The organism is Methylomonas rapida, assembly GCF_024360925.2.
GTDB classification, from domain to species: Bacteria; Pseudomonadota; Gammaproteobacteria; order Methylococcales; family Methylomonadaceae; genus Methylomonas; species Methylomonas rapida.
Map to the genome: position 1 here is coordinate 3104176 of NZ_CP113517.1, position 22176 is coordinate 3126351.

The window sequence follows — 22176 nt, forward strand, 5'->3', positions numbered from 1 at the left end:
CATAAACAACTCGACCAACGGCAGGGCTTTAATGACCGGCAGCGGCTGATGCAGGCCGCGCGCGACTAATCCGACAGCGGTGAGGATTCTGATGACTTTTTTTCGGCTGTTTGCGCCGCCACCGCCGCATCCGCCTCGAGCATGTCGCTGGCGATCTGCTCCGCCCGCACATAATCCGGCCCGCGCAGCTGCTTGATCAACGCTTCGTCGGTGCCGGTCAACGACGCAATCAACGCAATCCGCTGCGCCACGCCGCCGCGCTGGTCGAAGGACAGATAATCTTCGGCGGTGGTGTAGTCGCGAAAGCTGAGTTCTGTGATTTGTTTTTTGCCGAGATTTAACGGCGTGGATAGTATGAGTTTTGGCATGGTGTTTTGCTTGTGTAGTTGGATGCCATTCGGCGGAACCGCGATGCGTTCCGCCTTACGGGTTGCGGGTTTGTCTAAGCTAGTGTCTTGCTATGATTGATCATCGCATGCTGTCCAAATCGCACCGTTACCTCGGCGGCTATTTTGCTGTAAAAAGAGGTTTGAATATAAATACCTGTCGTCCCATCTGGTATTGCCATTTTAGGAGTTGCTATGACGCCTCGCCAGCCGGCCTTATTGAGCGCCGGGTGTATTGAGTTAGTCGTAAATCCTTTTGCTGTTTTATTTGCGCCTGCAAATGTGATCAAAATGTATGGATAGTGCACATTCGCCGGGTTGCTGCCGGCATCGACTTCAATCTCGCAGAGATATTGCACGACATCACCAATTGCAAAACCTGCGTTTAAAGCAATGGCGGAACCGTTTGAATAAAAATCCAGTAGCTTGCCGGCCCCGTCTGGCGTCCATACGACTTGTTGCCAGTAGCCCGGACCATCAGTGCGCGCCACTTTTGACGCAACCGCAGTGCCACCGTTTGCGGTAGTTCTGATGCTAAAGCCGTTTGCGACATTACCTGTCACGTTTGCGCCTTTTGCGCCTGACGTACCAATGTTTATAGAATTCGGGTCGATAGCCGTTTCGTCTGCTGTTCCCAACGCGGCAATACCAAACAACGGGGATTTGTTGGGTAGGTAAGGGTCAAGCACGCTAGCGGCTGTTTGTGCAATTAAAAATGCGCCCGGCAAATCAGGATGCAACCCATCAACCGCCAATGTGCTCTTAGCCGCACCCGTTAATACATCCGGATCGGCGCATTGATAATGCTGTGGAATCACGACAACATCGAACAAACGTGGCGCTGTATGCAGCATCCACTGATTGAATTTGGCCCAAACCGAGCGTTTCGCGGTGGTGTCTAGCTGATTAGATGGCCCAACCGTGTTTGAGATAACCCGCATCCCTGCGGCATTGAGCGTTGCAAACAAATAGCTATATTCAGCAACTAATTCATCAAATGATTTTGTGCCTGGATTGAAGTCATTGACGCTTGCTCGCAGAGCACACCAATGAGCGCCAGATGCTATGGCAGCTCCGATTCTGTTCCTGTAAACAGAGGCTCCAGTTAATGCGCCAGTTCCGCTTATGCCGTCAATGTGGATAAAGTCCAACCGTTGACTCATCAGTAAGTTTGTTAAATTCCAGACCGCATAAGATTCAGTCGACAACGAGCCAGCTGTATCAGTGATTTTTGCGCGCTCATCAAATGAATCTCCTACGATAGCGACTTTATTTTTAGGGTTTGATATTGACAGTCTATGCAACCTTGACTCGTCGCATAAATACAGTATCCCTTTAATCCTAACCATACCATCCTCATACCCAGCCGCCCCACCATCAGTCTCAAACTCGGCCATCGAGTCATATTCCCAAATCTCCCGTGCGCGTCGCTTGCCCATTACGCAATCCTCTCTGAGGTATTGCTCATCAGCGTAAGCTTGCTTTCACCCTCGCCAAACCCGGCCGGTTCGCCGGCGCGGAACGCTTGCGGCATCATATAGACTTGGCCACTGGTCAGGCGCACCACGACATCTTCGTTCTTGATGTTGTTGATCGCATCCATATCCACGCCGGCTTGCAGATTGATGTTCAGATCCAGCTTGGCGGGGCTGCTGGAGGTTTTGTAGCCGCCGTCTTCCGGCAGCCGGCCGGGGACATGGTCGCGGGTTTCGCCGGACGGGGTAAAGGTGCCGGGCTCTTTGGCCAGCGGCAGTTTGCCGATGGAGGGTACCGAAACGGTGCGGATATTGTTTAATTCAGCCATGGTTTAAATCTCCAAAAATGTCTGCTGTGTTCCCACGCCGGAGCGTGGGAACCCTGTTGGATCGGGGTTAAACCCGCTTGGCAAACTGTGCCCGGCCGGCCAGGATGTAGAACGGCGACAGCAGTACCGGTTTGTCCAAATAGTTGAAGCGGCTCGGATTGGTCGGGTCTTGCTCCACGACCAGCGTATCTTTGTAATAGGCATAGTTTTGCACCCAGCCGTATTCGCGCATCAAGGTGTTCTGGTACAGGCTCAGCAGATACGCCCGCACCGAATCCTCGGTGGTAATGCGCAATCCGGGTTTATAGCCCTCGTTGGTCTTGGCCGCCGCCGTGCCGACAAAGGCCTTGATGGCGCCCATGCGCTGCACGTAGCGAATCCGCTCCAGCACCTCCGGCGTGTTGACGTCCAGATACGCATCGTCCGGCGAGCCGTCCGGCCGTTTCTGGTGCAGGGTGATCAGGCGCTTGATGGTGCAACTGCCATCCGCGCCGATCTGCATCACGCTCATACCCTTAAACAGCAGGCTGTTGGCGTTGGTCCAGTCGTGGTAGGTCGTGCCGATCATGCCGGTCAAGGTAGTGCCTTCCAGGGATTCCACCGGGTTGTTGTACAACTTCGGCGCGGCCGCTGCCGTGACGATCGCGGCCGCTTCCCAGGTGGGGGTTGGGTTGATCTCCAACGACAGCATGCAAATGTGCTCATAGTTTTTGGTTTCGCCAAAGCCGGCTGCCGCCGCGTAATCGCCGCGATGGGCGGTAAACGCTCTAAAGCCGGCCTGCACCGGCGGTTGATAACGGCGCTGGCTTTCGGTGTGCCAGGCAGCCAGGGTGGCGGCGTCGTTGATGCCCAGTGCGATATAGCGGTACCAGCGGTTGGCGCCCAACAGCGTGGTCAAATCGCCCGGCGCCGGGTCGCCCGATCCGCCGGCCATGGCCGACAAGGTCAGCCCCAGCCCGGTCGGCTTGAGTTCGCCATACAGATTCAAGCGCAAATCGATGTTGTTGCCGCAGGTGCCTTTGTGGCGGGCGGTCAAAGTCACGACGCTAGCCACGGCGGCGGCCGTGACCGGAATATCGGCATCGGTAAACGCGGCGGCAATCGCGGTGGCGATTTGCGCGGTGGTCATCGTGCTGGCAATGCCGACGCTGACCAATTTGCCGCCTATATATAATGATAGGGTGCCGTCGGCAGTGGCGACGTTGGTCACCGTGATAGTACCGGTCGCGGCCACGCCAGCCACGTTGTCGGCATACGGCAGCATGTACAAGTCCAGGGTTTCGTCGATGGCCCGGTAACGCGCGGCCATTTGCGCCAGCATCGAGCCGGCGCCGGCTTTTTGCACCGCGTCGTACACCGAGCTGATCCGGGTAATCTCGCCGGCCACGGCGGTTCCGGCGGCCAATTTTTGACCGACCAGCAGCACGGCGGGAATATCGTCGCCCAGGCCGGCCTGGCTGCCGTCGATTTCGATATAGACGCCGGGGTAGCGCAGCGCCTGCGGAATGTAGTCGTAACTGATAGTCATAGGTCGGGTGCTCCGGTGTAAACCAGCTCGCTATACGGGCCGGGGTCGGGTAAATAGTTGGTAATCAGGGCATCGAATTGGTAACGGTCTGCCCAGTAAATGTCCTGCTGGGTGTATTCCAGCACCTTGCCGCCCACGAACCGGATCGGCGTGATGTCGGCCTCTATCTCCCAGCCTTGCAGCAACTTGCGCACGGCGTGTCGATAGGCCAGCAACACGTCGTCGGTTTCGCCGGCGCGCTGGGTGCGGGTGTTCTCGATGGCGATGATGGCATCGAACGCCAGCGTCATATCCTCGGCGCGGCCTTCGTTATCGGCGGCATCGGATTTGTCGGCGGCGCGGACCAGCCAAATCGCCGGCAGCGGTAAGGCGGTCGGCTCGATTTGGGCAAACTCGGCGGCCAGGCCGAAATCGCGAAACCAGGCGCCGTCAAAATGGGCGGGCTTGGGCTTGAGGTGATTGAGTACCGGTGTCAACGAGATCACGTTACCAGTCCTCGATTACAGTTGTCGCGCTGCCATAACGCCGGGTTGAACTCTCGAACTGCACCAGGTCATCGGATACGACCGGGTCCAGCGGGCCGGGTGGCGGTGCGGGCACCAAGTCCAGCTCGCCGCGCTTGAACATCTTGAGCATGTCCATGACGCCGTCGTAAGCCCGTTGCACTTCGGCGGTCATCCGCTCCGCGCCTTGCAAATAAAACAGGGCGATAGTCGACGCCATCCGCGCCAGCAGACTGGTTTGGGTACCGTCCGGAACGCCGGCGCTGATCAATACCTGGTCGGCATCAGCCAAGGCTTTGTCGATCGCATCCAGCGCACCGGCCAGTGCGGTTTGCTCGTCAGCGCTGTAGACGGCCAAACTGCCGCCGTTAATGGCGACGCGCAGCGCGGCTTCCGGAGGCATCACCATGTCGGCCGGCACTGCCAGTTGCGCGAGGCGGCGGGCGTTGGTACGGGCCAACAGATCGGCGCGGGTAGCGAAGGGCATTACTCAGCCGCCGCTTGGGTTTTGATTTGGTTCCAGGCTTGGTCGCGCTCGGCGGCCAGCACTTTGAAACCGGTCAAGGCCGTAATGGCATCGATCCCGGGTTTGCCGTCGCTCAACCAATGCTCGGCATTGTTAGCGTCCAGTTGGGCAATGGCGGCTTTGATGGCATCCATACGAGGATCGGCTTCGGTTTTTTCTTCGACGTTCGCTTGTTGTTCGCCTTCCGTGGCAGCGGTGCCATCCGCTACAGCGTCTGCGGCATCTGCCGCCGGGGCGGTTTCGCCCGTTTCAATGGCTTCATCATTTTCCGTTTCAGCTTCGGCCGCATTGGCCTCCGGGGAGGCGGTACCGGTATCGGTTCCTTCCGCCGCTGTCTCCCCAGTCGATCCCTCATCAGTTGCAAGGCTCTCGGGTGTGTTATTCGGGTCTTGTGCGGTTTCAATCGCGCCGGTTTGGGTGGCGGCGGCAACTTCGACCAACACGGTCGGCGAGTCGCTCACTTCCAAATAGGGGTCTTCTTGCAACGCCGCCAGGGTGGCATCATCAATCCCGTCCAGCTCGCGCCAGTTGCGGGTAAAACGCAGGCCGGCGCGGTCGCGTTTTTCCAGATCGGTGCGTAGGTTTACGCGGGCATATAATTTAGGCATCTCAATTCTCCATTGGATGTAGGCTGGGTTAAACAACGTGCAACCCAGCGTGATGGCTTTGTGCTGGGTTTCGCTTTGCTCTACCCAGCCTACGTCGGATCATGATTACGCAACCCAAGGGGTTACCAGCAAATCAACCTTTTTGTAGTTGATGTTGGTTTCGCCCGTCGCCAGACGATCACGCAACAACAGGTTTTCCGCCGCCACGCGGTTAGTCGGGCCGCAGACCAGCAAAGTCGGCACCGTGCCCAACTTGATGCCGCCATCGCCCACCTGGCTCAGCATGCGGTTATACAGGTCGGCAAAGTTGGTGGCGTCCAAGGTGGCCTTACTGCCGTAACAGCATTGCCAAAAGCCATAGGCCGCCGCACCGCGCCACCGGCCGCCAAACGAAAACACGTCGTTTTCGAACACGTTGGTCGAGCTATTGCCATCGGTTTGCGATTCCAGCTTGGCCGGCACGCGTTCTTGCAGGATCAAGGCAGGCGCATTGGGCGCAAACAGGTACCACGGCGCACCGGCACCGGCCTGAATGTTGGACGTAGAGACCGGCGTGCCAGTACCGTCGGTGTTGGGATAAACCGGGTGATCCGTGTCAAAGAAAAACTGGTCGTCGTAACAGTTGGTAGACCAGCCGGCCAGCAGCGCGGAAAAGATGATCTCATCCATCAAGCGCGCGGCGGCTTCGCCGTGACCATAAGCCACGGTGGCGTAATGGCCGAAGTCGTCGTCTTCCACGTCGGTACGCTGCACATCGATGGTGGCCTCGTACTTGTCATTGGTGACGGTGTAGGCTTTTTCTGCAATGGCTTTATGCAACCGCGCGCCGACCCATTTGCGGAAAGACGGCCATTTGGTCAACCAGGCATAGGTCGAGCTTTTGCTGGTGGACTTCATCAACCGGGCAATCATCTTCCAATTGCTCGGGGTATTGACCAGACCTTTATCGAAATTGGCCTGCAGCGTGGTTTTGAGTGCGTCGATTTGCGCTTGTGTCAGCATCGTGTGCTCCTAAAGTCAGGTAATCGGTGCCGGCGATTAGCGGGCGTGTTTTTTCTGCGCGGCCAGGAACTCTTCTTCCGTCACGCCCATTTTTTCCGCAATGGCCTTTTGCTCGGCGGTGAGCGCAGCGGTGCCGGTGGTGTGGCCGTCGCTGGCCTGGCGCTGGGTAATGGGCAGCGGGCCGCTGGTCTCCAAAAACTCGGTCAAGGCGGCCAAACTTTGTTTTTCCGCCCAAGGCTTCAGCGCCGGCGCCATGCGGCCATCGGTCAAGGCGGCGGTAATCAGGTCGGTTTTTTTCTGCGCTTCGGCCGCTGCATTGGCGTCGCTGATTTGCTTGTTCAGCGCGGCCAGTTCGGTGGTTAATGTGTCGCGCTCGGTTGTCAATGCCGCCAGCTGGGTTTTTAATGTGTCGCGCTCGGCAGTCAACGCCGCCAGCGAGGTTTCGGTTTGGGCATGCGTCACGCGCAGCGCGGCGAGTTCTTCTTCGGGTCTTGGCATGTCGGAGGTCTCCGGGTTGAGATTGGGTAAGGAAAAGCGTTTCGAAAGGGCGGCCATGCCGTCGTCATCGTCCAGGCCGTCCAGGCCATCAATGGCGGGGGTATTGGTGAGTGCGACGGAAATCACGTCGAGCACTTCACCTGTGGCGCTGTAGTAGTAAAAAACGGCGCTGATGTAGCGATACTCTTTGTCGGTGATGCGCTGCTGGGCGGTCGTGGTCCAATCCACACCCACAGCGTACAGGCCTTTGCCATCGCGCCACGCCATGTCGTGAAACCAACCGGCGGCAATCACCGGCTGACCGTTCCACTCGGAACGCAGGGATTGGTGTTCGTAATCGATCAGAGTGTCGTTTTTGCGGTCGCGCAGGCGTTGAATCACATTTGCGGCAATCTCGGCGTCCAACTGCCAGGCCTCGCAGTCTTCCGGACGACCATCGGCGGCGCGAAACGGACCGACCGGCAGCAAATGCGCTTCGGTTGGCACGGTGCCGGCAGCGGCAATTTCAAACGCAAGGGATGCGACTTTGACAGCGGGTTTGGACATAGCGGCCTCAAAAAATCAGTTGAGGCGATTGTCCGGGTTTGAGGGGTGTTTGATCAGGCTGGAAATGTTTCCAGGGGATACGTTCTAGTATACGATTGCGTATCGCGTGATAACGCGTTTGTAACCGCGTTCAAAACCCGTTTAAAAGCCCGCAGACGCGTTTAAACAATTTTGGGCTAGGCAAGGATGGCGACCTGGTCGCGCGCGGCGCTTAAATCGCCTCAGATTCGTTTGGCCCCGTCTCGTGGGGCCATGCCGATCGATGCGCCGACGGGAGGTAAATGCGCCGGGTCGATTGCGGGTGTTTTGGTGGCTGGCTCACCGCCCGCTGGAGCCTTTGCCTCCGAGAGGCTTGTTCATAAATCGAATATGCTCATATTCCAGTCGTCGGCTTCACGGCGGATATTTTGGATTTGCCTTGAGCACAGGTTGTACATTCGCGCCTGCTGGGCGATGCTTTCTTTATGCATATTGGCGGTGATGGCGTGGTTACGGTGAACAGCCAACAGCTTGTTTGCCTTTGGGCAAGTAAAACGCCGGTTGGCGTCCAGGTGCGGTTGCAGGGTATGGGCCAGCCGCGCCAGCTCGTCATCGGTCAGCGATAACGCCGAGGATTTGTGCAGAGGAATATGGACATTGACGCCGCCATGGTCGCGCAGCCATTCCTGGGCGCGAACAAACCCGAGCGCGCGCACAATCGCCCGCAATACGGGCGGCAGGGTGGCTAACAGTTCGGGGGCGACGTCGGGGAAATCCATTTTTAGCGTGCCATCCAGGCTTTCAGGGCTTCGATAATGGCCTGGCGCTCTTCGGGCGTCAGGCTATCCAGGTCGGGGACATTGTGGGCGGTTTGGCGGGCGCAAAAGGCCAGCAGCGCCGGGCGGCCGGCGTTGTTGACTTTGCCGGCCTGGCCTAGCTTGCCCCATAGTTTAACGATCATGCCGATCTGCGGCGTGACTTTGTTGGGTTTGGCGGCCGCCGCCGGCTGGTAGGTTTTACGCCGTGGCCAGCCGCGCGCGGCGTAGTCGTCCAACACTGCCGCTAGCTGCGGCACATTGAGCGTACTGGCGCTGACGCGGCCGTTTTGACCGGTGGCGCCGTGGCGGGACAACAGTTGGCGATGCATGTCGTCATCCCAGCCCGGCAGGTGTTTACCGGCCCAGCTGTTGGCGATGCCGACCAGTTGCCGATAGTGCTTTATGAGGTCGCTCATGACTGCGCGTCCTGCAGTTGCGCTACCAGCTCGTCCGCTTCATCCTCCGCCCTGGCGGCTGCCCGCATATCCTCGTTGTAGGCGGCGCGGCTGTCGGCATGCTGCGCGGCGTCGCGCAGGTGTTTGGCGCGTAGGCGCAGTTCTTGAATGCGTTCTTGGGTAGCTATGCGGTCCATTACGCCACCTCCTGCTCGAACGGCACAACGGCAAAATCTTCCACGCCGCTGTTGATGGTGATGCCGGCAATGCCTTGCACGGTTTTGGGGTCGGCCAGCATGGCTTCCTTGTTGGGTTCTTCCTTGGTGCGGATGAAACGCTCCAGCTTGAGCGCCTTCAGGGTTTCCAGCACCTTGTCCACCGCACGGATGCTGACACTGGGCGGCCGCTGACGCCAGCTGACTTCGCCGGTGATCAGATTGGCGGTTTTGCCGCCGTCTTTGCACAGTTCGGCCCGGTTGGCTTCGCACCAGGTCTGAATACCGGTCACCAGGCTATCGACACGGCTTTTCAAGGCCTCGATCTGGTCTTTGCGGCTGGCGGTGATGGCGGCGATCTCGTCGTTCACTTCGGTTTCGATGCGGATCAATTCGCGCTGGGTGTCGCCCAACAATTTGATAGCGATCTGGGTTTGTTCTTTGCTTTGACAGACAAAACTGGCTGCCGGGGCTTTGTGTTTCTTGGCCATGTTGGCTCCTATGGTTGGGGTTTTTCTCGTTCCCACGGTCCCCCGTGGGAATGCATATCGGTCCAGAGTCGACACCCTACGAGGTATCCGGCGCTATGCCGCCTTTCCAGTTGGCAGGCGGCTTGCTCTTGGCCTTCTTCTGCGCGGTCGCCGCCAGTTCCGCCACCGACACCGGCGCGCCGCCGACATTGCTGCGGTTGCGTTGCTGCTCGATCTTGTCTTGCTCCAGCTTGGCCGCCGCCCGTTCGCCGCGACCGGCGATCATGCTCAGCAGATAGCCGTTGCTCTTCAGCGGCAGCACCAGCGATTCCGGCCGGTTGACGACCAGTTTCATCATTTCCGCTTCCCACATCGCCGCCGGCGCCGAGTAGACGATGCCGTTGCGCTTGACTTGCGCGGCCTTGATCTGCGGCACCAGCTCCTTGGTCAGCGCCAAGCGGCGGCTCCAGCGCAGCTCCTGCTTGGTGGGCTTGAACAGCTCCAGATACCGCAGCAGCGCCCCGACCAAACTGATCGGCAAGCCGCCCAGCAACTCGGTCCACTCGTTGCCGGCCACCATTTCCATGGCCTGGACGATGTCGACGTCCTTGCCGCAATACGGGCAGGGTATGGCGCAGGCATTACTCACCGTGCACACTCCAGCACGACGGCGGCCGGCCACTGCCACCACATCAGCGCGCAGACCACGCCCAGCCCGACGGCGGCAATCCAGCCGGACCATTTGTCTGATTTGGCATAGGTCATTTGCGCATGCAGCCAGGCGGCGTAGGCTCGCTCGGCGTCGATGATGCGGAGCAGATAGCCGGCGTAACCGCCTTCCGGCTGGTGGGTAACGGTGTATTGAGGCTTCGGTTCTGTCATGACTCACTCCTATTCAGTTGCAGGGTTAATGCACGCGGCGGCCAACGCTTTGCACATTGACGGCGCGCTCCACGCCATGCGCGGCCAGGTATTGGTTTAAGGTATCCACCAGAAAACAGCCCATGCTGTGCGCGACGGTTTTGTCATCCGATGGGTGGCGCATGTCGTGGGCTTTGATGACCACGCCTTTTTCGTTGTCTTCGATGCTGATTAAAAATGTGCTCATCGCTATTTCTCCAGCGCCAACGGCTTCAAACACAAGGCCTTTTGCACCACCGCATCCACCAACGCCGCGCTCAATTCGCGACCTGACCGGGCTTGCTTGATGGCCGGTACGATGGCCTCCATCAACATGCGGGCGCTGCCCTGGCTGTAGGCATACAGCCGTGCAGCGACATCATCGGCAATCTCGTCATCGGCAAAGGCCGATTCGGTCAGCGCACGGGCGTCGTCGGCGCTGATGCGTTCGATAGTTTCCCGCCAATAGCCGATACGGCTCCTGATTTGGTCGAAGTTCTGATTTTTGCTGCGGACGATGCCGCTCAGGTGTTCGGTACCCACCAAACAAATGCCAATCCCGGCCATGTCGCGCAAACGGCGCAAGGTGTTGAGCACGTGCGGTGTTAAGGTTTCCGCTTCGTCTACGATCAACAGGCTGTCGGTGTCCTTCAGTTCATCGACGATGCCGCGAAACTTGTCATCGATGCTGCCCTTGTCAAAACCCACCACCATGCGCGCCAACAGCTTGACCAAACTTTGCACGGTCATGGTCGGCGTGGCCTCGATCAAATAAGTGTTCGGGGTGTTGCGCAGGTAATGCTTGGCGGCAAAGGTCTTGCCGGTGCCGACATACGCGCTCAATACCGAGAAGTTCTTGTAGCGCCGCGCCATCTGAAACGCCGACATCGCCACCCGGTACACGCCGGTTTCCACCGCTACTACGCTATCGGCGGCTTGGTCTTCCGCGTGTTTCATGGCGTTGCTAATCTTCAGCAACAGCACGCCTGGCGCGGTGGCGTAGGTGCCGCCTAAAATCTGACTGAGGCTGCTGGAGGATATGCGAGCCAAGCGCGCTAGCGCCGCCTGCTTGTAGTTGGTTTCCGCCATCCAGGCTTTGATCTCGCCGATCTGCTTGATGTCATCCGGGCTGTAATGCGCCGGGTACAGAGACACGACGTTGTCTTGTGTTTGTTTTTCCGCGTTCACGGGCTTCTCCTTACTCAAATCCAAAGTTGTCGAAATCGATGTCGATCTCGGGTGTAGGTAATACGGGGGTACTGCTGTTGCCGATCAGGGTTAAGGCGTCATCGGCGACGCTGTGGGCATCGATGGTGATTCCGGCCTGCCGTTTCAATTCATCCAGCTTGCGTTGAGCGCGTTGTTGTTGATGTTCCTGGCGCTCCATGCGTTTTTTCTCCAACCGGTTAGGTGCGACAGCATCAATGGCGGTGATCAGGTTGGCGTTACAAATCCAGCGCCCATCCAGGTCGCGTATCACGCCCACGCTGTAATCCATCAAGTCGTACTCCAAAACCACCTCTTTGTGGTTATAGGCGTGTAAGTCCGGGTGGCCGTATTCCACTTGTTTATGCTTGACGCTGGCCCGGCGCACCGTCAAAGTGACCGCTTGGCGTTTCATCTCCAGCAAATCCGCTTGCGGTGGCAAGGGTGATAAACCACCCCACAAAGCCGCCTTGGTTTTGGTTTTTTCTTCCGGGTGTTGACGTTGGTGATAACGTTCCAGCCAAGCATTAAAGGCAATGGCAAACTCTTGAGGCGTGGGCGGATTGATTTTGCCCTCCTTAAAATCCTTTTCCGCTCGATTGCGGGTTTCGGCGCGGGCCTCGTCATTCATGTCATCGCCGCAGTAAAACGCCGGTTTCCAGGTTTTCAGAAAGTCGCGCTTGACCTCAACAAAAAAACGTTCTATCCAGCCCTTGCCGTGCGGATTGCCGGGGATGGCGTGAATCACCTCAATGTTGTGTCGCACGTAAAATCCCGTGACGGCATCGCTCATCAACTTATTTTTATGACCGGAACCGTTGTCCACATACAGCATCAAGGGCACATGGTTCCAGCGGGCGAAGGTTTCCGCCCACAGGTTCTGTACGGCAGTGGTGCCCTCGTGTTCATCCATGCGCCAACCCGGTATAAAGCGACTGCGCAAGTCCATACAGATGGTCAGCTCTGGTCTCCACATCAACTTGCCGGATACCGGATTGAACAAAAAGATATCCGCCATATAACCATCGGCCACATACACGTCACCAGCTTGGCAGCGGTCGGTACAGCGGCGGATGTATTGCTTTTCGGTCAGGCGATACAATCGCTTGCCGATCCGCGCTGGGCTGTAGCGACCCAGCATGGCGGGCACGCCGTTTAGGTAGTTGCGCACTTGGTCATACGTCACTGCAAATCCCTCCACTTCGGTTAATAAACGCCAGACCACCGCTATTTCGGTATTGCCCGGCTGGTTGTAATACTCCAAGGCTGGCCCCCACCAAGCCGGTTGCTCTTTCAATACCCGGCCCTTATGACCTTCTAACAACTCAACTTTGCCGCCACCTTCCCGCACGGTTTTAACCCACTCGGCAATCGGGCTTTTGCTGGGTGCCAGGCGGCCGTTTTTGGCGGCGGTTTTCATGACGGCTTGGTAATAGGGTTGCAAACGACCGGTAGCCGCCTGATTCAGCAGGGTTTCAATGGCCTTGCGTTCGCTAAAACCTTCTTTGGTCATGTCAATCACCTTGCAAGCAATATCCAACCGGGCCATAGCCACTGCCCGCTGCTGCTCGCTGGCTTCGGAAAACGGGTCGCGCTGGCGTAGCGCGATGACCTGGGCGGTGGGGCGAACGGCAAGGCTGTTATTGTCCATCCGTTGTACTAATTGATTGCTGTTGCGGCGCATCGCACACTCTCCAATACCTCTTGGATAATCCGTTTTGACACACGGTGCCGGACCAAAGCGTTTTCGCGAGCTGCCTGACCTGTTAATGCTCTCGACGGTTCAAGCTTGTAATACCGAGGAGGATCGACTAACCGATCAATTTCGTAGTCACCAAATGGGGTTTCTATCAGCTCTAACAACTGAGTCATGGCCTATTCCCTCTAATCACCACCCTTTTTAGGGCGGCCTGGACCTTTGGGCTTCTCGGCATCGCGCTTTTCCTGGCGATTGGCTTTAGCTTTGAGGTGCTTGCGTTCCAGCTGTTCGTAATCGTCCAGCCAGCGCAGCGCCTCATCGTCCAGCATCCGATGCTGTATACCGATGGCCTCCGGCATGCCTTCCAGGCCATAACCGCGCAAGAAAGCCAAGGCATCCATAGCCCGCGCCGCTACCACATGAATCGTCACCCAGGCTTGTTCAATGCGTAGATCGCGCTCGACTTTGTTGTCGTCGTTGATACAGTCATCAAAAAGCTGTCGCAGACTGTTTAAAGCCAGTTCACACTCGGCTTGATGGGCCAGGCATTCTTCTCGAACCAGGTGGGTTTGCGGCTCGAAGTGGTACGCCCTGAGGCTGTCTTGCTTTAAGCGAATGTTTTCTTCTTTTAGTGCGGTGTTATCCGATTGCAGAATACCGATAGTTTGCTTATGGATGCTTTCCACATCGCGCAGGCGTTGGCGTAGCTCACGCACGTTCAACGTCAAATCAACACCTGGATCATCCAAAAAGTCTTGTACTACTTCTGGGTCGGCAGCGGCTAAAGCCATCACCTTGGTTTTCGGCAATGAAAATACCTGTTTGCGCTGTTCGGGCTCCAATCGGCTATATAGCTTGGCGCATGCCATCAATTCGGATGCCCGCTGACTTGATATGCCATGTGCTTTCAATCGCTTTTCAAATTCACCGTGCTGGCTATCGGATTTCACTTTCAGCAGCAAATAACCAGCCTCCAGCACTAACGACGCTGCTACGTTTTGCGCCAATACTGCACGCTGCAAACAAGTCTCTATAGGACCAACTAATGAAATTCCCAGCCCGGTTGCCGCCGCATCATCTGCGTCATCAAACACGTTAATCGCAAATCCCCGTTGTTTGGGGATTTGATTTGTTGGCGCAACAGCTTGTAGCTCAGCATCCAAATCAACCAATTCACCATCAATAAAGGTGCGTACTGGCGGCAGTTCGTCCATATCCAAGTCGAAATCTATTTCAGCCATGACCATTCTCCTTGCGCCATTGTTTGATGGCTTCATGCGCCTCACTGGGTACAACAAGACCGTCCCACATGCCTGCCACCAACAGCGGCCATCCGCCACGCCGCCTGAATATGGCTATGATTTCATCCACATCGCTATCCAACAGACCTTGGGTGTTTATGGCTTTTTCGCGATAAACCTTTTCGCAAATCACCATCAGCTCGGCATGGCTGCGGGGCTGAAACCTGTTATCTTCGGGATGGCGGCCAGTCACCAGGTAATTCAAACTGCCGCCCAGCTTGACCATCTCCCGCAAATAACCGGCAGTCGGTTCTGACTTGTTTTTTTCGTACCTGATCTGGGTTTTCTCGTCGATGCCTGCCAGCTCGGCAAAACCGGCCTCGCTCAGACTCATGGATTTGCGCAATTCTGTGATGCGTTGACCTAGGTTCATGTCGCTTCTCCTTGTTTCAAACCCAGCGCAACCGCAATGCGGTGTGCCTCTCCATAGCGACCCTTATTGGTGCCATTCAACACAGCAATGACTTGGGTGTACTTAAAACCATTTCTGCGCGCGTATTCGGCGGCAGTCACGCCGGATTCAATCAATTTTTGTTTAGCTTCTTGCGGTGTCATAATCTCGCCTCCTGTTGGCCGTTAAATGCTGAATACGGCTTAATTATGGAAAGATTTCTTTCCATTGTCAACAACGTAATGGAAATATTTACATGACTATTGGCGCAAGACTAAGAGAAGAACGAGAGCGCTTAAAAATCTCTCAAACACCGTTTGCAGAAGCGGGCGGGGCAACAAAGCAAACGCAACACGCTTACGAATCGAACAAAACGACACCTAAAGGCCGCTATCTGGCAAAGGTGGCGGCTCTAGGCGTTGACGTTGGCTATGTGATTACCGGCATCCGCGCCGAAAACGTCGCGCACACGCCAACGGAATTAGGCTATCTGAGGCATTGCCGGATATTGGCAACCAGAAACTTGCATGAGCAAGGCCTTAAAGGCCTGCAATTTTTAAGAGAATCAAACGGTATCCCATGGACAGATATGCCTGCGGTTTACCAAGCGATGCAAACCGGCGAAGAGCCTGAACCCACCAACGAAGGAGACAAGGAATGAAAAAATTTTTAGCCGTCGCGATGCTGACGATTGGAACAGCGCATGCAGAAACGCCACCACCGCCAAAGCTGAACATCCCGCTCGATCCATGGGTACAGCAGATGAACGCCGCGCTCAAGTCGATGAAGATGAAACCGTTGTCTACCAGCACGGAACCGGCTACCTGCGACGTGTGGTGTACGCGCAGCTATGAATCTGGCGAATTTGTCAGTTATTTGGTGTCGTACCGCGACGATAAAATTCACGAAGTGATGAGTCTGGCCAGCGGTGACGGCACAGTCAAATCCGGTGCAGACATCTTGTTTGGCTCCCTCATCATGGCGAATGTCCTATCGCCCAAGACTCAAAAAGATAAAGTCTCTGAAGTAGTTATGAAATTGATCGGCGATGCCTTTGACGGTAAAAAAGTTAAGCCGGTTGTCATGGACGGCATCAGTTATTCGGCGTCACATATCGAGGGCATGGGATTGTTTATCAGTGCATCCAAGCCGGATGGGAAATAGGGAATAACCCATGAACGAACAAATCGAATTATTGAAAATCGCCGCGCAAATGACGGCAACGGTAATGCAGGATAAAAGCGCCGCCAGTCAGGCGGTGGTTTTAGAGGCGCAAAAAGGCGGCGACGGGAGACGGCCTGATTACCAGGCCGATTTTGGTGTCGCTGTCATGGGTTTCACCTTCCGTTCCCGCTGGGAACTGGAAACGGTTGGCTTGTTGCTGGGAAATCAGGAAAGCGTTATGACTCGGATTGATCGGGAAGTGCGGACGGGAAGTTGTGAGTATTCGGCGCATCAGCATTAACTAAGGACGAAAAACTATATCGCGGCTCAACCTTCGTTCCGTTGTCGATAGGGGCATTTGTTGCGAACATTGCTAGAAATTCAGCAACACCGATGGTGCCTTTCGGTAACAGTTGTACTTTTACCGATTGCATTATTTTGCCCTCGCCTGTTGCAATACGCGTTGAAGATGATCGGTTGCCACGTTTTCTACCAAGTCTCGGTCTGAATCCGGAAAGCCAATTAATTCGCGCTTTGGTAAGCCAGGATGATTGACGCGCTTGGTAACGATACCGGCAAATGCTAAGACGGGACTGTTGCGCGGGGTAATCACACGCGGCTTTGTCCCAAACTGATGGTAACGTGCCCGTTCTGCTTCGACATTGCCCCAAAAAAAGACACGTAGTTCGTCGCCGTTTACATCTTTATGAAGTGCCTTGAGCATTTCACCAGACCGCAGCAAGGGTTGTTGGCTTTTCCGCTTGATGGGCTGTTTGGTTTTTGGATCAGTGGCTTGTAACGTCAGCGGAGACAATGGCTTCCATGGCTGGCCGTTTGGATCGAGGCCAGCATCATGTCGTTTTCTGTTCTGCTGGAGTAGCGTAAAGCCAATGCTATCCAGCATGCCTTCCGGATGCTCAATTTCGCCCCGTGCGGCGCGTAACACATAGGTTAAATGACTGGTATCAAATTCAAGTTCAAACTGCATAAAGACCTCGACAAAAAATGGGGCTCAAAGGCCCTCTGAGGTTGGGCGCTCGCGGCGCTCAGCGTTGGAGCTCTTGGCCCTCGGTTTTTTGGTACTGTACATCTGCATAAACGAACTGCCAGTGCTGGAAACGTTACCAGCTGTTTTTGAACATTAGCCTGAAAAGAGCAAGCTTATCGAGCATATTCGATCCCTGCCTGCTGAGGCACTGAAGACGGCAACAACACATCTTTTAAAGCAGGCGCTTGAGTATTTGCCGGACGCCATTCCGCTGCTGCAAAAATTGCTTGGTTCTTTATGACTTGCTGAAAATCAAAACGCATCCAGCCCATAAATGATTTGTCTGGTGCCGTAAATTCAAGCCAGAAATAGCCTTTAGCATGATGAATTTTGGCTTGCTTTGCTTCTATTGAAACCATTAGTTCGCATGCCGACCGTTTATTTCTACGCATGTCTATCCATGCGTCATAGCCTTCAAGGCACGGAAAACCTGTATTGTTCATGACACTATCCGTTAGTTTGATTGTTAACTAAAAGGCAATCTTTCTGAAAGAATCTACGCGCGATTGTTTCTTTAATACGGCAAATCATCGTCATAATCATCACCCGCCGGGACATTCGTTGCCGCAGGCCCGGTTCCGTTGCTTTTACTCGTTAGCATGTGCATCTCACTGGCGATAATCTCCGTGGTGTAGCGTTCCACGCCGTCTCTGTCTTGCCATTTGCGCGTCTTTAAACGGCCTTCCACATAGATTTGCTGGCCTTTTTTGACGTATTCAATCACCACTTTGGCTAGGCCGGCAAAGAACACGATGCGGTGCCACTCGGTTTCTTCCTTGCGCTCGTGGGTGTTGCGGTCTTTCCAGCGGCGAGTGGTGGCTAAGGTAATGCTGGCGGTGGGTGTGCCGTCGGGCAGATAGCGCACATCCGGGTCGCCGCCCAGGCGGCCAATGAGTTGGGCTTTGTTTAGCATGCTGACCTCCAGTGTTGGGTTAAGCAGCGCGTCAGTTGGGTCATGATGGCCGGGCTATATAGGATTAAACACAGCAGCACGGCTATGATCAGGGCGCTGCCGGTAAATAACGGTCTGTTTAAAAAAGCTCTCATCGACACTCCTTGGGTGGTGGTTTGTCATCCGCTGGCAGGTGCAACATGGCCCGCCACACGCGGTTGAATTTCTGCGGGTTGGCGGCTATGGCTTGCCATTGTTCTTCCGTGCGCCCACGGCTCAAGTAAAACTGTTTGATGCGTTGGTATTTGCGGTCGGCGCGGGCTTGCCAGTTCATTTGACAGTCGTTGCATACACAGCCCAGAACACCCCGGTCACTACGCCAACGAAAAAAAATGCCAAAGGGCTTCCGGTAACCACTGCCAGCACGCCGAAAATTAACCAGGCGGCGAAAAATTCAATCATAAATTGCACATCGCATATTTATTTCGGTTGGCATTCGAACACCTGGCTGCCAACGTAAAACCTGCCTAGGAGTTTGCACTCTGTAGCAACCTCATGATGGGCCATGCCCCAAATGCACCATCCGAACAGCCATATCAGTAAATGCTTTAGCATCAACTGCAAAAACAGGCTTTTCAATGTCCCACTCCCAACAATGCCCCGCGCTTGGCTTGCACGGGCTTATGCAGCGAGACATCCTTGGCGGCATCCAAACCGGCCGCTTGGGCTTTCCAGTCGTGACCATGTTTGGAGGATGCGCCAGATCGGTCGTCCGATTTCAATCGATCGCCAAAGGTAGCCTGTTTGTAAGCGGCGATGGCAGCGCGCTCTTGCTCGGTGCCGGCGAATTCCTCCACCTGGCGAGCGATGCCCGTTACCCATGCTTGGCAAAACAAATCGGCACGGCGGATTTTGGTCGCGCGTTTCAGGTTTTTTCGTAACGATTCCGCGTACTTCGTGCGGTCGCGTTTGAGAGTGCGGCTTAGCACGTCGAAGGTGTAGGCAGCCAGCTCCGGCTTGATGCCGACGCCCATAAAACGGATGACCGTATTGCGTTTGAAAAAGGCGTTATTGATCCCAATCGAATTAACCGCGGCGCAACCAAATGCATCGGCAATCACGCCGGCCAATTGACTGAGATAAACCGGCGGTCGATGCACCGACTTGGTGTCGCTGGTTTCTTCATGCACCGCAGCCGCCGCCACATCTCCGCTGGTGAGGTTGTACTTCTTCATCAACGCATCGGCCTGGCGCTTGGCGGCTTCGGCTTCCGCCGGGTTGTCGCTGGCTGCCAAGGCCAGACACTTGGCTATTTTGTCGGCAATCTTTTTCAGTTCGGCAGCGGTCACGGCGCAAACCCTCCCGGCATCACCACCCACACCGTCACGCACGGCAGCAGGTTGATACATAGGCGCTTGTTGGCCGCCGACCAGTGGGCGCCAATCCAGAGCGAGCCGGGCCTGATGTGCCAGCCGTAGCGCCATGTTTGAATGGGTGGTTTTTCTGGAATATCGGGTTGCGGTATGTGTTTGGCCGGTCTGGTATAGCGCATGGTGTCCTCCTGTTCTGGCCGCGCACTCTACGCCGGCTGTGTCACCCGGGCAGCGCTGGAAACGTTTCCAGCCTCATCAAGCCTCGCGCGCGCGCGTACTCTGCAGTCTCCGAAAGGCAGTAATCAGCAACAGGAGACGATATGAAAATAAATTTGCACGAGGCATCGACCAAGCGGGGCTTGGTATTCGTGGTCACTGGCTTGGTGGCGGTGGTGTTTTGGTGGTTTGGTAAAGATGTACAGCCTGTGTTAGCGGCTGGCACGTTTGTAGTTGGCGGTTTGGGTGTGGCATTGCCGGATCGTGCGGAGTAGGCCATGAATGCCAATCGCAAAGCGTTTTTGGACATGATTGCCCATTCCGAGGGTACCAGCACCTGTAAGGCCACGCGGCACAATGGTTACGATGTGATTGTGGGCGGTACGGTATTTACGGATTTTTCCGACCATCCGCGTAAGTTGGTGCAACTCAATACCCGCCTCAAATCCACCGCTGCCGGGCGTTATCAGCTTTTGATGCGCTATTGGGATGTTTACAAAAAACAGCTAAAGCTTCCGGATTTTTCGCCGGCCTCACAAGACGCGGTTGCCATTCAGCAGATCAGGGAGCAAAAAGCCCTGGCGGATGTGGATGCCGGCCGGTTTGAGGTGGCGGTGGCCAAGTGCGCCAACATCTGGGCCAGCTTTCCGGGCGCCGGTTATGGCCAGCATGAAAATACGTTGGCGGCATTGCAGAAGGCTTATGTTGAGGCTGGCGGGGTGGTGGCATGAGCAGACTCTATCTCGCCGGCCCGATGACCGGTATCGCCGACTTTAATTACCCGCTGTTTAATACCACGGCTGCCAAATTGCGCGCCAAAGGTTTTGTAGTCGAAAACCCGGCGGAAAATCCGGCGCCAGCCAATAACGATTGGCATTTGTATATGCGCATGTCGATTCGGCAAATGCTGACCTGCGACATGGTGGTATTGCTGCCGGGTTGGTCCGGCTCGCGCGGCGCGGCCATCGAACATGAGGTGGCCACGCAGCTGGGCATGCCGACCCGTATGGTCGACGATTTATTACAGGAGGCCGTATGAATCCGTTGTTTATCGTGGCCTTGCTGTGCTCTGTCGGTGGCCTGCTGGCGGGCGGTGGCGCGGTAGACATGCTACGCAGGGCCGACATCGCCATTTTAAAGGCCAGCCAAGCCGCTGCCCTGGCGGATGCCGAGCAATTGTACCGGCGCCGGTTGGCCGATGAGCAGGAGCGCGGCTTTGCGCTGTCGGACAAGCTGGCCAAAACCGAAACCCAACTGACCCAACGCACCCTGGAGGTATCCCGTGCCCTTTCTAAAGTTACTACTGGTCGCGCTTGTCTTGGCAATGATGCTGTGCGGCTGCTCAACCGCGCCCCGCGTGATGATCCAACCGTGCCCGAAACCGCCGGCCCATCTGTTACAGAAGGTGGCGCCGTTGCCACCGATACCGACGTCGCCGGCTGGATCGGCAACGCCCAATGGCAATACGACACCTGCCGAGCCCGGCTAAACACATTGATTGATTTCGAGACAGGAAGACCCGATGACCGAACAAAACAATAACGAAGCCGCCCTGGCGCAAAACATAGGCCACTTGACCGGCGAAATCCGTGCCATGCATGCGGCTATCCTGGCGTCGATCGAGCATTTGCGCGAGGACATGCGGCGCATCGAGACCTCCAGCAATGCCCGCATCGATAGGCTGGAAGACAAGATGGCCGATAGGCTGGATGCGGTTGAATCCAAGATCGGCGAGCTGCAAAGCGAGGATAAGCGCATCATCGAGAAGGTGGCCAAGATCGGCGCTTTGGGCGGCGGGGCCGGCGGCGCGCTGGTGGCCGGCATGGTTGAAGTGCTGAAACGGATGAGCTGAACGTGGCGCACACTCCTGAAACACGGGCCAACGTCCGCCGCATGTACGTCGAAGGCATGGCGCTAACCGCCGCCGCTGCTTGCGGCAATGTCAGCTACGACACGGCGCGCGAGTGGAAGCGGCTGGGCAAGGAACGCGGCGACGATTGGGACACCGCACGGGCGGCGTATCGAATCAGCGAGCAAGGCATCGACGAGTTGAACAAGAACATGATCGAGGATTTTGCCCGGCTGGTGTTGACGACGACACGCGAGCTGGACAGTTCGACCATTCCCGCCCACGAAAAAGCCGGCGTGCTGTCGCAGCTGGCCGACGCGCATGCCAAGTTTGCCAAGGCATTCAGCCGCATCAATCCGCAGTTTAGCGGGCTGAGCGTGGCGCTGGATACGCTGAAAACCGTAGTGGATTTGCTGCAAAAGCGCGATCCACAGGCGCTAAGGGCCTTGCAGCCGCATATTGATGAGATTGGGGCGGTGTTGGGGAAGCGCTATGGGTAATCGTCCATGGCAATCCGATGGCCAAACGCCTGAGTCACAAATCGCCGCGATCGCCTTTCGATATCGTCACCACATGGGCGGTTGTCGCGCTGTCGCTGAATGCGAGACTGAGCTACTGAGCTTTTTTACGGGCAAAAAATTGAGACGGTCTGAAATGATCGCATTATCCGAGAATTTTGATTTGGGTGTTCCGCACGGGCCGGCTTTTAATCCCAGGTTGGTAGCGGAGTATTTTCAGCAGTATGGCGATGAATACCTAAAAAAAATAAAGCGGCTGCTGAATATCGCGACTGAGGATGATCGCAATGTTGATGCACAAAGGCTAATTGACCATGTCTGAATCCATCGACATCAAGATC

37 protein-coding genes are annotated in these 22176 nt (G+C 56.1%); 10 read left to right on the top strand and 27 right to left on the bottom strand.

The genetic code is table 11. The features are described 5' to 3' along the window. Window positions 1-65: 65 nt before the first annotated feature. The 21 genes from NM686_RS14585 to NM686_RS14685 form a co-directional block, all read right to left on the bottom strand. A complete protein-coding gene (locus NM686_RS14585) occupies window positions 66-368 on the bottom strand; it encodes a phage tail assembly protein (protein ID WP_269021840.1) in 303 nt (100 codons plus the stop codon). 74 nt (window positions 369-442) lie between these two features. Beyond that, on the bottom strand, window positions 443-1783 hold the full coding sequence (locus NM686_RS14590) for an SGNH/GDSL hydrolase family protein (RefSeq protein ID WP_255190480.1): 1341 nt from the start codon (window positions 1781-1783) through the stop codon (window positions 443-445). 41 nt (window positions 1784-1824) lie between these two features. Then, window positions 1825-2190: a phage tail tube protein gene (locus tag NM686_RS14595; RefSeq protein WP_255190481.1), complete on the bottom strand. Its 366-nt coding sequence runs from the start codon at window positions 2188-2190 to the stop codon at window positions 1825-1827. A gap of 67 nt (window positions 2191-2257) precedes the next feature. Beyond that, window positions 2258-3718: a hypothetical protein gene (locus tag NM686_RS14600; protein WP_255190482.1), complete on the bottom strand. Its 1461-nt coding sequence runs from the start codon at window positions 3716-3718 to the stop codon at window positions 2258-2260. Beyond that, complete coding sequence (locus NM686_RS14605; RefSeq protein ID WP_255190483.1) at window positions 3715-4203, bottom strand: phage tail terminator protein; 489 nt, start codon at window positions 4201-4203, stop codon at window positions 3715-3717. Before NM686_RS14605 ends, NM686_RS14600 begins: the two co-directional genes overlap by 4 nt. Window position 4204: 1 nt before the next feature. Next, window positions 4205-4708 (bottom strand): phage protein Gp36 family protein, encoded by a 504-nt coding sequence (locus NM686_RS14610; protein ID WP_255190484.1) that lies wholly within the window; start codon window positions 4706-4708, stop codon window positions 4205-4207. Next, entirely contained in the window at window positions 4708-5355 is a 648-nt protein-coding gene (locus NM686_RS14615; RefSeq protein ID WP_255190485.1) for a hypothetical protein, read from the bottom strand. Before NM686_RS14615 ends, NM686_RS14610 begins: the two co-directional genes overlap by 1 nt. A 105-nt stretch (window positions 5356-5460) precedes the next feature. Beyond that, on the bottom strand, window positions 5461-6357 hold the full coding sequence (locus tag NM686_RS14620; protein WP_255190486.1) for a Mu-like prophage major head subunit gpT family protein: 897 nt from the start codon (window positions 6355-6357) through the stop codon (window positions 5461-5463). A 36-nt stretch (window positions 6358-6393) separates the two neighbouring features. Next, window positions 6394-7401 (bottom strand): phage protease, encoded by a 1008-nt coding sequence (locus NM686_RS14625; RefSeq protein ID WP_255190487.1) that lies wholly within the window; start codon window positions 7399-7401, stop codon window positions 6394-6396. Window positions 7402-7757: 356 nt separating this feature from the next. Continuing rightward, entirely contained in the window at window positions 7758-8159 is a 402-nt protein-coding gene (locus NM686_RS14630; RefSeq protein ID WP_269021843.1) for a hypothetical protein, read from the bottom strand. 2 nt (window positions 8160-8161) lie between these two features. Then, window positions 8162-8614 (bottom strand): regulatory protein GemA, encoded by a 453-nt coding sequence (locus NM686_RS14635; RefSeq protein WP_255190489.1) that lies wholly within the window; start codon window positions 8612-8614, stop codon window positions 8162-8164. Further along, window positions 8611-8790 (bottom strand): hypothetical protein, encoded by a 180-nt coding sequence (locus tag NM686_RS14640; RefSeq protein ID WP_255190490.1) that lies wholly within the window; start codon window positions 8788-8790, stop codon window positions 8611-8613. The genes NM686_RS14635 and NM686_RS14640 overlap by 4 nt, the downstream gene beginning before the upstream one ends. Beyond that, a complete protein-coding gene (locus NM686_RS14645) occupies window positions 8790-9299 on the bottom strand; it encodes a host-nuclease inhibitor Gam family protein (protein ID WP_255190491.1) in 510 nt (169 codons plus the stop codon). Before NM686_RS14645 ends, NM686_RS14640 begins: the two co-directional genes overlap by 1 nt. A 76-nt stretch (window positions 9300-9375) precedes the next feature. Further along, window positions 9376-9927, bottom strand: coding sequence for a hypothetical protein (locus tag NM686_RS14650; RefSeq protein ID WP_255190492.1), 552 nt, complete (start codon window positions 9925-9927; stop codon window positions 9376-9378). Next, window positions 9924-10160, bottom strand: a complete 237-nt coding sequence (locus tag NM686_RS14655; RefSeq protein ID WP_255190493.1) for a hypothetical protein — start codon at window positions 10158-10160, stop codon at window positions 9924-9926. Before NM686_RS14655 ends, NM686_RS14650 begins: the two co-directional genes overlap by 4 nt. A 25-nt stretch (window positions 10161-10185) precedes the next feature. Then, window positions 10186-10386 carry a hypothetical protein gene (locus tag NM686_RS14660; protein WP_255190494.1) on the bottom strand — a complete coding sequence of 67 codons (201 nt, stop codon included), beginning with the start codon at window positions 10384-10386 and terminating at the stop codon, window positions 10186-10188. A 2-nt stretch (window positions 10387-10388) separates the two neighbouring features. Next, on the bottom strand, window positions 10389-11366 hold the full coding sequence (locus NM686_RS14665; protein WP_255190495.1) for an AAA family ATPase: 978 nt from the start codon (window positions 11364-11366) through the stop codon (window positions 10389-10391). A 10-nt stretch (window positions 11367-11376) separates the two neighbouring features. Further along, on the bottom strand, window positions 11377-13068 hold the full coding sequence (locus tag NM686_RS14670; protein WP_269021845.1) for a transposase family protein: 1692 nt from the start codon (window positions 13066-13068) through the stop codon (window positions 11377-11379). A gap of 200 nt (window positions 13069-13268) precedes the next feature. After that, a complete protein-coding gene (locus tag NM686_RS14675) occupies window positions 13269-14324 on the bottom strand; it encodes a hypothetical protein (RefSeq protein ID WP_255190498.1) in 1056 nt (351 codons plus the stop codon). After that, entirely contained in the window at window positions 14317-14757 is a 441-nt protein-coding gene (locus tag NM686_RS14680; RefSeq protein WP_255190523.1) for a helix-turn-helix domain-containing protein, read from the bottom strand. Before NM686_RS14680 ends, NM686_RS14675 begins: the two co-directional genes overlap by 8 nt. Continuing rightward, window positions 14754-14939, bottom strand: coding sequence for a DNA-binding protein (locus NM686_RS14685; RefSeq protein ID WP_255190500.1), 186 nt, complete (start codon window positions 14937-14939; stop codon window positions 14754-14756). The genes NM686_RS14680 and NM686_RS14685 overlap by 4 nt, the downstream gene beginning before the upstream one ends. A gap of 92 nt (window positions 14940-15031) precedes the next feature. On the opposite strand from NM686_RS14685, the gene NM686_RS14690 reads away from it, so the two are divergent. Genes NM686_RS14690 through NM686_RS14700 form a run of 3 tightly spaced genes read left to right on the top strand, consistent with a single transcriptional unit; the run spans window position 15032 to window position 16240 of the window. Beyond that, entirely contained in the window at window positions 15032-15436 is a 405-nt protein-coding gene (locus tag NM686_RS14690) for a helix-turn-helix domain-containing protein (protein WP_255190501.1), read from the top strand. Beyond that, the gene (locus tag NM686_RS14695; RefSeq protein WP_255190502.1) at window positions 15433-15939 is read left to right on the top strand and encodes a hypothetical protein; all 507 of its coding nucleotides are present in this window, start codon (window positions 15433-15435) and stop codon (window positions 15937-15939) included. The genes NM686_RS14690 and NM686_RS14695 overlap by 4 nt, the downstream gene beginning before the upstream one ends. 10 nt (window positions 15940-15949) lie before the next feature. Continuing rightward, window positions 15950-16240, top strand: a complete 291-nt coding sequence (locus NM686_RS14700) for a hypothetical protein (RefSeq protein WP_255190524.1) — start codon at window positions 15950-15952, stop codon at window positions 16238-16240. Between the two features lie 132 nt (window positions 16241-16372). Here NM686_RS14700 and NM686_RS14705 read toward each other — a convergent pair whose 3' ends face one another. The 6 genes from NM686_RS14705 to NM686_RS14730 form a co-directional block, all read right to left on the bottom strand. Next, a complete protein-coding gene (locus tag NM686_RS14705; protein ID WP_255190504.1) occupies window positions 16373-16927 on the bottom strand; it encodes a phage virion morphogenesis protein in 555 nt (184 codons plus the stop codon). 173 nt (window positions 16928-17100) lie between these two features. Next, complete coding sequence (locus NM686_RS14710) at window positions 17101-17430, bottom strand: hypothetical protein (RefSeq protein WP_255190505.1); 330 nt, start codon at window positions 17428-17430, stop codon at window positions 17101-17103. A gap of 71 nt (window positions 17431-17501) precedes the next feature. Next, on the bottom strand, window positions 17502-17900 hold the full coding sequence (locus NM686_RS14715; protein ID WP_255190506.1) for a single-stranded DNA-binding protein: 399 nt from the start codon (window positions 17898-17900) through the stop codon (window positions 17502-17504). Between the two features lie 130 nt (window positions 17901-18030). Continuing rightward, window positions 18031-18213 carry a hypothetical protein gene (locus NM686_RS14720; RefSeq protein ID WP_255188614.1) on the bottom strand — a complete coding sequence of 61 codons (183 nt, stop codon included), beginning with the start codon at window positions 18211-18213 and terminating at the stop codon, window positions 18031-18033. A gap of 301 nt (window positions 18214-18514) precedes the next feature. Then, a complete protein-coding gene (locus tag NM686_RS14725) occupies window positions 18515-19228 on the bottom strand; it encodes a DUF2786 domain-containing protein (RefSeq protein ID WP_255190508.1) in 714 nt (237 codons plus the stop codon). After that, entirely contained in the window at window positions 19225-19431 is a 207-nt protein-coding gene (locus NM686_RS14730; RefSeq protein WP_255190509.1) for a hypothetical protein, read from the bottom strand. The genes NM686_RS14725 and NM686_RS14730 overlap by 4 nt, the downstream gene beginning before the upstream one ends. Window positions 19432-19572: 141 nt before the next feature. On the opposite strand from NM686_RS14730, the gene NM686_RS14735 reads away from it, so the two are divergent. Genes NM686_RS14735 through NM686_RS14765 form a run of 7 tightly spaced genes read left to right on the top strand, consistent with a single transcriptional unit; the run spans window position 19573 to window position 22157 of the window. Beyond that, the gene (locus tag NM686_RS14735) at window positions 19573-19743 is read left to right on the top strand and encodes a hypothetical protein (protein WP_255188618.1); all 171 of its coding nucleotides are present in this window, start codon (window positions 19573-19575) and stop codon (window positions 19741-19743) included. 3 nt (window positions 19744-19746) lie between these two features. Then, on the top strand, window positions 19747-20199 hold the full coding sequence (locus tag NM686_RS14740) for a glycoside hydrolase family 24 protein (RefSeq protein ID WP_255188619.1): 453 nt from the start codon (window positions 19747-19749) through the stop codon (window positions 20197-20199). Then, window positions 20196-20507 carry a DUF4406 domain-containing protein gene (locus tag NM686_RS14745; protein WP_255188620.1) on the top strand — a complete coding sequence of 104 codons (312 nt, stop codon included), beginning with the start codon at window positions 20196-20198 and terminating at the stop codon, window positions 20505-20507. The genes NM686_RS14740 and NM686_RS14745 overlap by 4 nt, the downstream gene beginning before the upstream one ends. After that, window positions 20504-21010, top strand: a complete 507-nt coding sequence (locus tag NM686_RS14750; RefSeq protein WP_255188621.1) for a hypothetical protein — start codon at window positions 20504-20506, stop codon at window positions 21008-21010. Before NM686_RS14745 ends, NM686_RS14750 begins: the two co-directional genes overlap by 4 nt. Next, entirely contained in the window at window positions 20991-21320 is a 330-nt protein-coding gene (locus NM686_RS14755; protein ID WP_255186409.1) for a hypothetical protein, read from the top strand. The genes NM686_RS14750 and NM686_RS14755 overlap by 20 nt, the downstream gene beginning before the upstream one ends. Window positions 21321-21322: 2 nt before the next feature. Further along, window positions 21323-21817, top strand: a complete 495-nt coding sequence (locus NM686_RS14760) for a DUF1804 family protein (RefSeq protein WP_255188622.1) — start codon at window positions 21323-21325, stop codon at window positions 21815-21817. Next, on the top strand, window positions 21810-22157 hold the full coding sequence (locus tag NM686_RS14765) for a hypothetical protein (RefSeq protein WP_255188623.1): 348 nt from the start codon (window positions 21810-21812) through the stop codon (window positions 22155-22157). Before NM686_RS14760 ends, NM686_RS14765 begins: the two co-directional genes overlap by 8 nt. Window positions 22158-22176 lie beyond the last annotated feature (19 nt).